This window comes from Streptomyces sp. NPDC002490, assembly GCF_040296045.1.
GTDB lineage: Bacteria > Actinomycetota > Actinomycetes > Streptomycetales > Streptomycetaceae > Streptomyces.
The window spans coordinates 63,663-77,189 of record NZ_JBEOWM010000012.1; the positions used below are offsets into that span (position 1 = coordinate 63,663).

The 13,527-nt window shown below is 70.6% G+C and carries 10 protein-coding genes and 1 pseudogene; 6 read left to right on the forward strand and 5 right to left on the reverse strand.

Translation table 11 applies throughout. From position 1 onward, the window contains the following. Positions 1-10: 10 nt before the first annotated feature. Positions 11-805, reverse strand: coding sequence for a metal-dependent hydrolase (locus ABT092_RS10295; protein WP_351241932.1), 795 nt, complete (start codon positions 803-805; stop codon positions 11-13). Between the two features lie 211 nt (positions 806-1,016). Between ABT092_RS10295 and ABT092_RS10300 the strand changes: the two genes are divergently transcribed. Further along, complete coding sequence (locus ABT092_RS10300) at positions 1,017-3,530, forward strand: DEAD/DEAH box helicase (RefSeq protein WP_351241934.1); 2,514 nt, start codon at positions 1,017-1,019, stop codon at positions 3,528-3,530. A 253-nt stretch (positions 3,531-3,783) separates the two neighbouring features. On the opposite strand, the gene ABT092_RS10305 is transcribed toward ABT092_RS10300, so the two are convergent. Further along, positions 3,784-4,197, reverse strand: coding sequence for a roadblock/LC7 domain-containing protein (locus ABT092_RS10305; protein WP_351241936.1), 414 nt, complete (start codon positions 4,195-4,197; stop codon positions 3,784-3,786). A gap of 107 nt (positions 4,198-4,304) precedes the next feature. Between ABT092_RS10305 and ABT092_RS31010 the strand changes: the two are divergent. Further along, a pseudogene (locus ABT092_RS31010) lies at positions 4,305-4,659 on the forward strand (pyridoxamine 5'-phosphate oxidase family protein); the annotation flags it as partial. Here ABT092_RS31010 and ABT092_RS10310 read toward each other — a convergent pair. Next, positions 4,642-4,824, reverse strand: coding sequence for a tail-anchor membrane protein (locus ABT092_RS10310; protein ID WP_351241938.1), 183 nt, complete (start codon positions 4,822-4,824; stop codon positions 4,642-4,644). The pseudogene ABT092_RS31010 and the gene ABT092_RS10310 overlap by 18 nt on opposite strands. A 273-nt stretch (positions 4,825-5,097) precedes the next feature. Between ABT092_RS10310 and ABT092_RS10315 the strand changes: the two genes are divergently transcribed. The 4 genes from ABT092_RS10315 (at position 5,098) to ABT092_RS10330 (ending at position 11,441) form a co-directional block, all read left to right on the forward strand. Continuing rightward, positions 5,098-7,968 carry an SCO1167/SCO6262 family helicase gene (locus ABT092_RS10315; RefSeq protein WP_502968416.1) on the forward strand — a complete coding sequence of 957 codons (2,871 nt, stop codon included), beginning with the start codon at positions 5,098-5,100 and terminating at the stop codon, positions 7,966-7,968. Positions 7,969-8,029: 61 nt separating this feature from the next. Then, positions 8,030-9,307, forward strand: coding sequence for an SWIM zinc finger family protein (locus ABT092_RS10320; RefSeq protein ID WP_351241940.1), 1,278 nt, complete (start codon positions 8,030-8,032; stop codon positions 9,305-9,307). Between the two features lie 254 nt (positions 9,308-9,561). Next, positions 9,562-10,593, forward strand: a complete 1,032-nt coding sequence (locus tag ABT092_RS10325; RefSeq protein WP_351241942.1) for an acetamidase/formamidase family protein — start codon at positions 9,562-9,564, stop codon at positions 10,591-10,593. A gap of 245 nt (positions 10,594-10,838) precedes the next feature. Continuing rightward, positions 10,839-11,441, forward strand: a complete 603-nt coding sequence (locus tag ABT092_RS10330; RefSeq protein ID WP_351241944.1) for an N-acetylmuramoyl-L-alanine amidase — start codon at positions 10,839-10,841, stop codon at positions 11,439-11,441. Between the two features lie 19 nt (positions 11,442-11,460). Here ABT092_RS10330 and ABT092_RS10335 read toward each other — a convergent pair whose 3' ends face one another. Both ABT092_RS10335 and ABT092_RS10340 read right to left on the reverse strand, forming a co-directional pair. Next, the gene (locus ABT092_RS10335; protein ID WP_351241946.1) at positions 11,461-13,059 is read right to left on the reverse strand and encodes a polyamine aminopropyltransferase; all 1,599 of its coding nucleotides are present in this window, start codon (positions 13,057-13,059) and stop codon (positions 11,461-11,463) included. A gap of 7 nt (positions 13,060-13,066) precedes the next feature. Further along, positions 13,067-13,504, reverse strand: a complete 438-nt coding sequence (locus ABT092_RS10340; protein WP_351241948.1) for a DUF350 domain-containing protein — start codon at positions 13,502-13,504, stop codon at positions 13,067-13,069. Between the last annotated feature and the right edge of the window lie 23 nt (positions 13,505-13,527).

The window sequence follows — 13,527 nt, forward strand, 5'->3', positions numbered from 1 at the left end:
GCGCCGGGAGTCACAGGACGTTCAGCGCGAAGGCCCCGCCCACTCCGCCGCAGAGCATGAACGCGGGCATCAGCACCTTCAGTTCGACCCAACTTCCCGCGCGGAACCGCATGAACCTCGGCGGACCCAACGGGTACCAGCGCCGTCCTGCGATCGGGAGGGGCCACAGCACGGGGCAGCCGGACACGGTGAGTGCGTCTCCGAGGTCGTGCACCAGGGCTCCGAGCACGATCGGCAGCCCGAGCCACAGGTACTCCTGGCCCGGGGCGGTGAACAGCCAGCCCGAGCCGTTGCCGGGCTGGTCCAGCACGCCGGCGAGTATCCACGAGCCGGCCGCGGCCAACAACCAGACGAGGACGTCGCTGCCCTGCCCGCGGGTGGCCCGCCACAGCAGGCCCTCGATCGCGAGGACCAGGTGCACGAACAGGATCGCGAGCACGGCCCACCGGTCGCCGGTGAACGCCAGCGCCGAGGCGCCGGCGCCCATCAGAACGGCCCAGAGCCAGGTGTGCGTCAGGGTGCGGTGGCCGCCCGACCGGCGGGGGTCTGCGGGTTTCCTGGTGGCCTTGTACACGGAGTAGGAGAGCTTGTCGACGATCTCGCACAGGGCGCGGGACACCGGTCCGAAGGCCCGGGATATCGTCGCGGCCTTGTGGTCCAGGTCGGGCGCGAGTGCGGCGCCCGCGCAGATCAGCGCGCCGGTGAGCAGGACCGGCCAGGGCATGCTGTGCCCCGCCGCTGCCGCCGCGGCCCCCACCCCCAACCATGCTGCCGCTCCTGACAGGGAGTGCGCCGGTCCCATCATGGTTCCCCGCCCCTTTTCTGTTGCTGTTCGCGTACGGATCGTCCCCGGCCCGGTCCGGCTGCCCGGGGCATCCCCTGCCCCGGGCCGTGCCGTGCCCGACACGGCCGCTGGACCTGCGGTGATGCCGTGCCAGCGGATCAGCGTAGCGTTCGCGATCTTCGAGGTGTCGACCGATTCCCCGATCGGAGCGGGAGCCAGGCAAGATAGGCGGGTGACCCTTATCGCTCAGCTGCCGCAGTCCGCCGACCCCGACGCCCTCTACGAAGCATTCGAGTCGTGGGCGAAGGCGCGGGGTCTCACGCTCTACCCCCATCAGGAGGAGGCCCTGATCGAGGCCGTCTCCGGGGCGAACGTGATCGTGTCGACGCCGACCGGCTCCGGCAAGAGCATGATCGCGGCGGGCGCGCACTTCGCGGCCCTGGCACGGAACGAGGTCACCTTCTACACGGCGCCGATCAAGGCCCTCGTCTCGGAGAAGTTCTTCGAGTTGTGCAAGCTGTTCGGCACCGAGAACGTCGGGATGCTCACCGGTGACGCCTCGGTCAACTCCGACGCACCGGTGATCTGCTGCACGGCCGAGGTGCTCGCGTCGATCGCGCTGCGGGACGGTAGGAACGCCGACGTCGGTCAAGTGGTCATGGACGAGTTCCACTTCTACGCGGAGGGGGACCGCGGCTGGGCCTGGCAGATCCCCCTGCTGGAACTCCCCCAGGCGCAGTTCGTCCTCATGTCGGCGACGCTCGGCGACATGTCGATGTTCGAGGAGGACCTGACGCGGCGGACGGGACGGGAGACCGCGGTCGTGCGGTCGGCGACGCGCCCCGTCCCGCTGTCGTACGAGTACCGGTTGACGCCGCTCACGGACACCCTGACGGAACTGCTGGAGACCAAGCAGGCACCGGTCTACATCGTGCACTTCACCCAGGCCCAGGCCGTGGAGCGGGCGCAGGCGTTGATGAGCATCAACATGTGCTCCCGTGAGGAGAAGGACCGCATCGCCGAGCTGATCGGAAACTTCCGCTTCACCACCAAGTTCGGTCGGAACCTCTCGCGATACGTGCGGCACGGCATCGGGGTGCACCACGCGGGCATGTTGCCGAAGTACCGTCGGCTCGTGGAGAAGCTGGCGCAGGCCGGTCTCCTGAAGGTGATCTGCGGCACGGACACCTTGGGCGTCGGGGTGAACGTGCCCATCCGCACCGTGCTCTTCACCGCTCTGACCAAGTACGACGGGAACCGGGTGCGCACGCTGCGCGCGCGGGAGTTCCACCAGATCGCCGGACGGGCGGGACGGGCGGGCTTCGACACCGCCGGCTTCGTGGTGGCCCAGGCTCCGGAGCACGTGATCGAGAACGAGAAGGCCCTGGCCAAGGCCGGGGACGACCCGAAGAAGCGCCGCAAGGTGGTGCGCAAGAAGGCCCCGGAGGGCTTCGTCGGCTGGACGGAGAGCACCTTCGAGAAGCTGATCGCCTCGCAGCCGGAGCCCTTGACGTCACGGTTCCGGGTCACGCACACCATGCTCCTGTCGGTGATCGCCCGGCCCGGCAACGCCTTCGACGCCATGCGGCACCTGCTGGAGGACAACCACGAGCCGCGCCGGCAACAGTTGCGACACATCCGCCGCGCCATTGCGATCTACCGGTCCCTCCTGGACGGCGGCATCGTGGAGAAACTGGACGAGCCGGACGCGGAGGGCCGGATCGTCCGGCTGACCGTGGACCTCCAGCAGGACTTCGCGCTGAACCAGCCCCTGTCGACCTTCGCGCTCGCCGCGTTCGAGTTGCTGGACCCGGAGTCCCCCTCGTACGCCCTGGACATGGTTTCGGTGGTGGAGTCCACCCTGGACGACCCGCGGCAGATCCTCGCCGCCCAGCAGAACAAGGCACGGGGCGAAGCCGTGGCCGCGATGAAGGCCGACGGGGTGGAGTACGAGGAGCGGATGGAACGGCTCCAGGAGGTGTCGTACCCCAAGCCCCTGGACGAGTTGCTGTCCCACGCCTACGACACGTACCGCCGCAGTCACCCGTGGGTGGGCGATCACCCGCTGTCGCCCAAGTCGGTGATCCGCGACATGTACGAACGGGCGCTCACCTTCACGGAGTTCGTGTCGTTCTACGAGTTGGCACGCACCGAGGGGATCGTGCTGCGGTACCTGGCGAGCGCCTACAAGGCGCTGGACCACACCGTGCCGGACGACCTCAAGTCGGAGGACCTGGAGGATCTGGTCGCCTGGCTCGGCGAGCTGGTGCGTCAGGTGGACTCCAGCCTCCTCGACGAGTGGGAACAGCTCGCGAATCCGGCGGAGATGACGGCCGAGGAGGCTCAGGAACGCGCCGATCAGGTGAAGCCCGTGACGGCCAACGCCCGCGCCTTCCGGGTGCTGGTCCGCAACGCGATGTTCCGCCGGGTGGAGCTCGCGGCCCTCGACCACGTCGACGCGCTGGGCGCGTTGGACGGGGACGCCGGGTGGGACGCCGACGCCTGGGGCGAGGCGATGGACCGGTACTGGGACGAGTACGACGACCTGGGCACGGGCCCCGATGCGCGCGGTCCGAAGCTGTTGATGATCGAGGAGGATGCGGAGCACGCGCTGTGGCGGGTGCGGCAGACCTTCGCCGACCCCAACGGCGATCATGACTGGGGCATCAGTGCCGAGGTCGACCTCACGGCTTCCGATGCGGAGGGCCGGGCGGTGGTCCGGGTCACGGGGGTCGGTCAGTGGTGAGGGGGCGGGGCACACGGCGCGCGGCTGCCCGCCCGGGTGTCCCGGTGCCCGTGGGGCGACGGCGCCGGATCTCGTCGGCAGCCGGATCGGTCGACGAGTCGCTGCGGTCGCTGGTTCTCGGGCGTCGGTGACGACGCCGCCAGCGGGCCGTTCCACGATCCCGCACGGGTGAGGGCGGCCGATCCAGGGCCGCCCGGCCGGGGGGGCGCCTCCCTTGCCCGGACGTCCGTTCGACCGACGGCGACCCCTCCCGTCAACCGTCCACGATCGTGGTGCGCTCCGAGTACCGGGCACCCACCCGGAGGTGCTCCCCCACCCGGTTCACCAGCAAGGTCATCTCATAGGCGACCTGACCGATGTCGACCTCGGCGGTGCTGAGAACGCAGAGGCAACTCCCTTCGCCGGCAGCGGTCACCAACATGACCGCCCCGTCGAACTCGATCATCGTCTGCCGCACCTGGCCGGCTCCGAAGTGCCGTCCGGACCCCTTGGCCAGGCTGTGCAGTCCGGACGCCACGGCAGCGAGGTGCTCGGCGTCCTCACGGGCGAGCGCGGTGCTGGCGCCGGTGACGAGCCCGTCGTTGGAGAGGACCAGTACGTGCCTGACGTGTTCGACCCGATCGATCAGATCGTCCAGCAGCCAACTCAGTCCCGTCTTCTGCCCCATCGTCCCGCTCCCCGCTCCCCACGCTCTCGGCCTCATCGACTACCGGCCGGAGTCTCCGTTCCGCAAGCCTTCCCCACCCTCGGCCCCTCGGCAAGCAGGATGGGCACATGGCAGAGAAGATGACCGACGAGCGGTGGAGGGCCTTCGTTTCACAGGACACTCACCCCGGAATGCTTTCGACCGTTCGGGCCGAAGGAAGCCACGCACATCGGACCGATCTGGTTCGTCCTGGACGGTGACGAGTGGGTGTTCACCACGGCGAAGGAGACTGTCAAGGGGCGAAACTTGGCCACCGGGCCGCGCGTCGTGCGCCGCGCGGACGACGACCGCCCCCTCGCCTTCGTTCTGCCGCAGGGAACCGTGCACGCATCCGACGGGCTCGACGGCATCCAGTGGCGATCGGGTCGCATCGGCGGCCGGCAGGTGAGTGGCGCGGGTGACCCGTCACCGGCCGATCTCCTTGCGGCGCACACGTCGCAGCCTGCGCCGCTGGGCGGGGTCGAGGGCGAGGTAGGCCGCTGCGGGGACGCCAAGGACGATCAACAGGACGCTCCACAACGGCAACCAGGCGGAGAGGACGAGCCCCACCGCCACACAGCCCACGACGATCTTCGTCTGCTTCGACACCGTTGATCGACCTCCTCGGGGACCTGCACTGCTCCTGATGGAAAAACGACGGAACGGGACCACGGGTTCCGATGGGCACCCCGACCCACCCCTGAACCCACCCCGATCCACCACCTCCTCCGCATGAGGGAATCCCCTGAGGAGAGGGGCGGGCCCGTCCACGCGACCGGCATGGAGTGACCGACATCACCAAGATTTCACCCTTCCCTCATCATCACTCCATGTATGATTACCCGCCGCCAGGTAGTCAAGTTTGAGGAGTGTGGCCCGGTAGTGCCGCGTACGCCCGACGTTCCCCTCGATGCCGTGCCCGACCTCGCCCGTCTCACCGTCCTGTTCCTCCCTTCCGACCGTTCCGGAGCGGAGCGGATGGCCTTCTGGAGCCCCCGGGACGAGCCCCTGCCACCTGCCCTCGTCGGCGAGACCACGGACATCACCGTCGTCGTACCGGACGAAGAGACCGGGGTGACGACGATCAGCGTCCCCGCGCGCCTCCTGGAGATCCGCGCGGCGCTGGCGGTGCTCGCCCCGTCCCAGGGGCTCCCCCCGGCCGGCGCCACCGCGGCCTTCTGGCACAGCGCCTCCCTGCTGGCCCTCCACTTCGCGGCCCGCGGCCTCCTCCTTCCCGGTCTGGCCGCCGATGACCGCGCGGCCTGGCGCTTCGGGCCGCTCGGCGCCCATGACGCGGAGCTCGTGCGCGAACTGGCGGCTGCCATGCCGCCGGAGGCGCACGCCCTGCCACTGCCGCACGACGACGAGGCCGTTCGCCTCCCGGACCCCGAGCAGCACCTCTGGGCCTTCCTCCACTCCGTGGCGGATGCCCTGCCCCGCTCCCCCGCCGCGGCGCTCGTGACCGGGGCGGGACCCTTCGCCACCCGAGAGCGCTCACCGGTTCCGGAGTTGCGGACGTGGGCGGCACAGGTGGCCGCCGCCCACGACTCCGGGGTGCGGATCTCCCTCAGGGTGGAGGTGCCGGGGCTGTCCGGCGACCGGCCCGACCACGACGACCTCCGCTTCCGGGTGGTGCTCCAGGTGCACCACCGTGCCGACCCGACCGTGATCGTGGACGCAGCCGACGTCTGGGCGGCGCCCGGCGGCACGACCGGACTCGCCCCGGGGGTCCGGTTGGACGTCCTGCTGGCGCTGCGGCGGGCCACCCAGGCGTGGGCGCCGCTCGCCCCGCTGCTGTCGGCGAGCGTGCCGAGCGAGATCGAGTTGATGGACGAAGAGGTCACCGAACTGCTCGGTGGTGGGTCACGGGCGCTCGCCCTCGCGGGGGTGGACGTCCACTGGCCCGCGGAACTCGCGCACCGGCTGACCGCCCATGCGGTCATCGGCCCGCCCGACCACGGCACGGAGCCGACCGGACGCGCGCCGGACGGGACGCCCTCGTTCCTGTCGGCCGATGCACTCCTCGCCTTCAACTGGCGTTTCGCGCTCGGGGAGCACAGCCTGAGCAGAGCGGAACTCGACCAACTGGCCGAAGCCAAGCGCCCGGTGGTCCGACTGCGCGACCGTTGGGTCCTCGTCGATCCGACCGAGCTCGCTCACGCTCGGGAACGGGAGGACCGCCGGGTGTCCCCCGTGGAGGCGCTCGGCGCCGTCCTCACCGGGCGGACCGAGGTCGACGGACAGCGGGTGGAGGTCAGACCGGCCGGCTGGCTCGCGTCGGTGCGGGAACGGCTCGCCGACCCGGAGGGGATGCCCCCGGTCGATCCGCCCGCGGCACTCGCGGCCACCCTGCGCGACTACCAGGCGCGGGGGCTCGCTTGGCTCGCGCGGATGACCTCGATGGGGCTGGGCGCCTGCCTCGCCGACGACATGGGCCTCGGCAAGACGATCACCGTCATCGCGCTGCACCTGCACCGCCAACGGGAACCGGCGACGGCCGGGCCGACCCTGGTCGTCTGCCCCACCTCGTTGTTGGGCAACTGGCAACGGGAGGTCGAGAAGTTCGCACCGGGCGCCGCCCTGCGCCGGTACCACGGAGCGGACCGTTCCCTCGACGACTTGGCCGACGGCGAGTTCGTGCTCACCACGTACGGAACCATGCGTGTGGACGCACCGCGGCTCGGAGGCGTCGCATGGGGCCTCGTGGTCGCCGACGAGGCACAGCACGTGAAGAACCCCTACTCGGCGACGGCCAGGCAGGTGCGGACCATCGGGGCCGGCGCGCGCGTGGCCCTGACCGGCACCCCCGTCGAGAACAACCTCTCCGAGCTGTGGGCGATCCTCGACTGGACAACTCCCGGGCTGTTGGGACGGCTGGGTGAGTTCCGCGACCGCTACGCGCGGGCGGTGGAGTCGGGGAGCGACCCCGGGGCGGCCGAGCGGCTCTCGGCACTCGTGCGGCCCTTCCTGCTGCGCCGCCGCAAGTCCGACCCGGGCATCGCTCCGGAGCTGCCGCCCAAGACGGTGACGGACCGGGCGGTCTCCCTCACACCGGAACAGGCCGGGCTCTACGAGGCGGTGGTCCGCGAGGCCCTCACGGACATCGCGGACGCCGACGGGATGGCCCGGCGCGGAATGATCGTCAAGCTGCTGACCGGACTCAAGCAGATCTGCAACCACCCCGCGCAGTACCTGAAGGAGGACGAGCCCCGGCTCGTCGGACGGTCCGGAAAGCTGGAACTCCTCGACGAGTTGCTGACCCCGATGCTCGCGGAGCGGGCGGGGGTGCTGGTGTTCACCCAGTACGTCCAGATGGCACGGCTGCTGGAGCAGCACCTCGCCGAGCGCGGGGTCCCCTGCCAACTCCTGCACGGCGGAACACCGGTGGCGGAGCGCGAGAACATGGTGAACCGTTTCCAGAGCGGTGGGGTGCCGGTGTTCCTGTTGTCCTTGAAGGCTGCCGGCACCGGGCTCAACCTGACCCGCGCGGAACACGTGGTGCACTACGACCGCTGGTGGAACCCGGCCGTGGAGGCCCAGGCCACGGACCGCGCGTACCGCATCGGGCAGACCAGGCCCGTGCAGGTGCACCGGCTGATCGCCGAGGGCACGGTCGAGGACCGCATCGCACGGATGTTGGTGCGCAAGCACGAGTTGGCCGAGTCCGTCCTGAGAGGCGGCGAGTCGGGCCTGACCGAGTTGTCCGACGCCGAACTGAGCGAGTTGGTGTCGCTGCGGGAGGACTCGCGGTGAGCGGGCGCCGTGCCGGACGGCGGACCGAACCGATGAGAGCACGTGGACGAACGAGGAGCGCATGGACCACGAGGATTTCACCACTCCCGAGCACGAGCGGACCTTCGCCCCGCAGCCTCCTGCACACGGTCGGGGCTTCGCGAGGACCTGGTGGGGACGGTCGTGGCTGAAGGCGCTGGAGGACACGGCTCTGGAAGCGGACCAGTTGAGATCGGGGCGTGCCCTCGCGCGCTCCGGTGCGGTGGGGGCGGTCACGGTGCGCCCCGGGCGCATCACGGGTGTGGTGCGCGACCGTGACGGCACCGCGCACCGCGCGGACGTGCTGCTCCAGCAGTTCTCGGGGGACGAGTGGGACCGTTTCCTGGAGGTGACCGTGGATCGCGCGGGCCACCTCGCGGCGCTGCTCGACCACGACATGCCGCCGGACCTCGTGGAGGACGCCGCCGCGGCGGGCGTGGAGCTCCTGCCGGGCATCGGCGATCTGGAACCGGAGTGCGACTGCGGCGCGTGGGACCAGTGCGGCCACACGGCGGCCCTCTCCTACCAGGTGGGTCGCATCCTGGACCAGGACCCCTTCGCCCTGTTGCTCCTGCGGGGGAGGGGGGAGCGGGAGGTGCTGGCCGCGGTGCAGGACCGCACCGCGGCCCGAGTCGAACCCACCCCGGCGGGCGCCCTGCGGGAGGAGGTACGGCCGGGAGTGGACGCCGTCGAGGCGTTCGCCACGGGCTACCTGCTGCCGCCCTTGCCCGGATTGCCCCCGGTGCCGGAGCCGCCGCGGGCGGCCCCCTCGTTGGGGGTCGGGACGTCGCCCTCGTCGGACCTGCTTCCGAGCGCCCTGGAGTTCCTGGCGCTCCAGACGGCCCGCGAGGCCCGGCGGCTCCTCGTCGAGTCGCTCTCCTCCGACCTCGGAGCACCCGTCACGGAGCCGCCCCTGGCGCAGGATGCGGTCCGGCTCGCCGCGGGCGATCCGGACGAGGACACGGTGATGCGGTTGGCATCGGCTTCCGGTCGGACGCCGGACGCGTTGGCGCTCGCTGTGCGCGCCTGGCGGTACGGGGGTGCCGGGGCGGTGTCCGCACTGGAACGCGCGTGGACCCCGACGCACGAGGAGGAGGCCCGGGCACGGGCGGTGGTGGCCGCGGCGTGGGAAGCGGAGGAGGCCCCGCCCCTGCACGGCGAGGGGGGCGCGTGGACGACGCCGGACGGGCGCGCCCGGATCGGTGTCGACGGAAGCGGCCGGTGGTGGCCCTTCCGACGGGAGGACGGACGTTGGGCCCCCGCGGGGCCGGCGGCCGGGGATCCGGCAACCGCTCTGGCGGTGGCGCGGGGTGAGGATTGATCCCGCTCGACGGACCCCGGCCATGAAGGGTGACGCCGTGGGGGGAGCACTGCCCCGTGGACGACCCCGCCGAGCTCTCCCTTATGGACAAGCAAGCGGAATTACTCGTTCGAGTGCCGGAGTTATCCACATTCGCCCCTGCATCCTCAGATGCCGTGATCAGCCTTCCGCTGCCCTCTTCGGGAACCGTACCTTTGTCGGAGCGGGGCCCGTTCGACGGTCCCGGCAGCGACGACGGCAAGGAGCAGTACTCCATGAGTGACCCCCGGATGATCACGGTCCGCCCGGAACCGGGCGACTACGCCTGGACCTTCGGCGGGGCCGCCCCCTACGCCCGCATCACTCCGGGCACGGTGCTCGACGTCTTCACCGAGGACTGCTTCGGCGGCCGGGTGCGGTCGGAGAAGGACCTCGTGTCCCAGGTCTGCGAGTTCCCCTACCTCAACCCGCAGACCGGCCCGTTCTACGTGGAGGGCGCGGAGCCCGGTGACACGGTGGCGGTGCACTTCGTCTCCATCGAACCGGCACGGGACTGGGCCGCCTCCACGACCGTGCCGCTGTTCGGGGCACTGACGTCGACCTCGACGACCGCCTCCCTCCAGGCTCCGCTTCCGGAAACCGTCTGGATCTGGCAGTTGGACCGGGCCCGGCGGACGGCGACGTTCCAGGCCAAGGACAGCGACCTGCGGCTCGCTCTGCCCATGGACCCCATGCACGGCACCGTGGGCGTCGCACCCGCCCATCTGGAGGTGCGGTCCGCCCTGGCTCCCGATGCCCACGGCGGGAACATGGACACACCGGAGATGAGGGCGGGCGTCACCTGCTACCTGGGGGTGAACGTGGAGGGCGCGCTGCTCAGCCTGGGCGACGGCCACGCCCGCCAGGGCGAGGGGGAGACTTGCGGGGTTGCGGTCGAATGCGCCATGAACACCGTGATCATCGTCGAACTGCTGAAGGGGGTGTCCACTCCCTGGCCGCGTCTCGAATCCGACACCCACCTGATCTCCACCGGTTCGGCGCGCCCGCTGGAGGACGCCTTCCGCATCTCCCAACTCGACCTGGTGCAGTGGCTGGTGCGGGACTACGGGTTCAGCGAGCTCGACGCCTACCAGTTCCTCACCCAGGCGGTCGAATCACCCGTGGCGAACGTCTGCGACACCAACTACACCTGCATCGCGAAGGTCCGCAAGGAGTGGCTCCCGGACCGGGAGACCCATCGCGGGCTCCACGCACGACTCCGGGACGTCGCCGCAACGCTCCCGAAGCCCGGGGTGCCCTCGATCTGAGCGGCCGGCCCGTGCGGTCGACCGGGGCGGCGACCGCGCGCGGCCTCGCCCGGCGCGGCTCCAGCCAGGCGAGCGTCACGGCGCGCCGTCACCGGTGGGACCCGTTGACGGTGCACCGTGACGGGGCGCGGTCCGCCGACACCCCTCCGGACCCCGTGCCCCAGCACGCACTGCGGGAGGTTCCCGTTCGGGTCCGTCCCGTACTGCACTCCCGTGCCCACCACGACCGAGAGTCAGGAGAGTTCATGCCCCGATCCCAGGGGGAGCCGAGCCGGCGCCGTCTGTTGTCCTGCGCCGCCCTCGCCTCGCTCCCCACGCTCGCGCTCCCCGCATCGCACGCGCAGGCGGCCCACCGGAGCCCCGTCGACTACCTGCTGGCGGAGCCCGCGCCCGCGAGCACGTCCAACTACACCGCATCGCGCCGCCCGGCCAGCTACGCCGTCGACCGCGTCGTCATCCACGTGACCCAGGAGACGTGGCCGGACACCCTGGCCATCTTCCAGAACCCGTCGCGGAAGGTGTCGGCCCACTACGTGGTGCGTTCCCTCGACGGACACATCGCCCAGTGCGTCCGGGAACGCGACATCGGCTGGCACGCCGGCAACTGGAACTACAACACCCGCAGCATCGGCATCGAGCACGAGGGGTGGGTCGACCGACCGGAGTACTTCACCGACGCCCTCTACGAGAGTTCGGCCGCGCTGACCGCGGTCCTCTGCGAGAAGTACGGCATCCCCGTCGATCGGAAGCACATCATCGGACATCACGAGGTCCCGGGCGCCGATCACACCGATCCCGGTGACTTCTGGGACTGGTCGCGGTACCTGCGTCTGGTCCAGCGGGCCTGAGCCGCCGCACCCGGTCACCCTAGTAGTGGCGCCACTCGTGGCGGGTGTACTCCAGTACGGCCGGATCCATCAGGGTGCTGGCCCGTACGTCCTGGGGGCGGCGGTCAACGGGAAAGACGGTCGCCGCCCGGAGGACGGAGGGGTCCAGGAACCGTAGGGGCGGCGCGCCCGCGGCGAGGTGCGGAGTCGGTGCCGTTGCGGTGTCGCCCGGTGCGGCCAGGAAGAAGCCCCAGTTGCCGAAACTGGGGACATCGACCTGATAGGGCGTCACCGCGTACCCCGCCTCGGTGATCGTTTCGCCGATGGACCAGTACGTCTTGGGGGCGAAGAACGGGGAGCCGCCCTGTACCAGCACCTGGCTCTGCGGGGTCAGTACGCGCCCGAGCAGGTGGTAGAACTCGACGCTGTACAGCTTGGCGAGGGACGCGGTGTCCGGGTCCGGGAAGTCGATCAGCACGGCGTCGTAGCGCCGGGTGGCGTCCCGGAGCCAGGTGAAGGCGTCCGCGTGCACCGCGGTGACCCGCGGATCGTCGAGCGCCCGCTCGTTCAGGTCGACCAGCGGGGGGAAGGAACGCGCCAGTTCGGTCATGGCGGGGTCGAGATCCACCAGGGTCACCTCGCGGACGTCCTCGTAGCGCAGCACCTCCCGGAGCGCGAGCGCGTCCCCGCCGCCCAGGATCAGTACCGACGAACGCTTCTTCGACAGCCCGGGATGCACCAGCGCCTCGTGGTACCGGTACTCGTCGACGGAGGAGAACTGGAGGTCGCCGTTGAGGAACAGGCGGGTGTCCGGAGCTCCGGTGAAGGCTCTGGACCGGGTGATGACGATGTCCTGGTAGGGGGTGGTCTCGGCGTGCACGATCGGGTCGCGGTAGAGCTGTTGCCGGGCGCTGACCTCGATGTCGTCGGCCAGGACGTAGACCGTGGCGAGCACGGCGAGGACGGCCGTCATCCCGGTCAGCAACCCGAGGCGGACCACCCGACGCATCTCGTGGCGGAAGATCCACAACACCACGACGACACCGGCGGTCGCATTGACAGCCCCCACCACCAGCGCGCCCTGGAGCTGGCCGAAGGCGGGCAGCAGCAGGAAGGGGAAGGCCAGACCGCCGACGAGGGCACCGATGTAGTCCACCGCGAACATGTCGGCGACGGCACTGCCCGCCTCCTGTCGTCTGATGCGCTGGAGGAGCGTCATCAGCAACGGGATCTCCGCGCCGATCAGCAGCCCCACCACGAAGGACACGACCACCATGGCGGGCATGTAGATGCGGAGCCAGGCGAAGGAGACGTACAGGACGAGCACCGACAGACCGCCGACGAGCGCCAACGCGCCCTCCACGAGGGCGAATCCGCCGGCCGCGCGCTTCTGGAGGGGTTTGGCCGCCAGTGAGCCGATCCCCATGGCGAAGACCATCACGGACAGGACCACGGAGGTCTGCGTCACGGAGTTGCCGATGAGGTAGCTGCCGAGTGCGGTCAGAGCCAGTTCGTAGGTGAGCCCGCACGCGGCGCAGATGAACACCGCGAGCAGCAACAGGAACCGGGCCCCCCGCGACTGGGCGCCTCCCGTGGTGGGTGCGGTGTCGGCGGGGCGGGGGGTGGTATCGACGGTCACGGGCGGGTCAGGAGACGGCGGCACCGACCATGAAGGCCGTACCGAGGTACATGGCGGCCTGGACCCAGGCCGCGGGGTGGGGACGGCCGTCGTTGTCCTCCAGCACCACGGCCCCCAGACGACCCGGCGTCAGCAGGCCGACCACCAAGGAGATGACCGTCATCACGACCACACCGGCCAGGCCGTACAGCAAGGTGCTGACCAGACCGTACTCCAGGCCCTGCTCGGATTCACTGGCGCGGATCGACTGCTCGATGACCAGGCCGATGGCGACCGTCTGCCCCGCGAGGAGAACGGCGGCACCACGATTGCGTTCCGTCCACACCACGTGGAAGAGCTTGCCGGGGGTGACGAGGTCGAGCGCGACGAAGCCCGCCGCCATCACGACGAAACCGACGAGTCCGTAGAGCAGGGCGGTGCCCGCCGACTCGAATATCTCTGTCACGGTGATGCCTTTCGAAGGTTCGT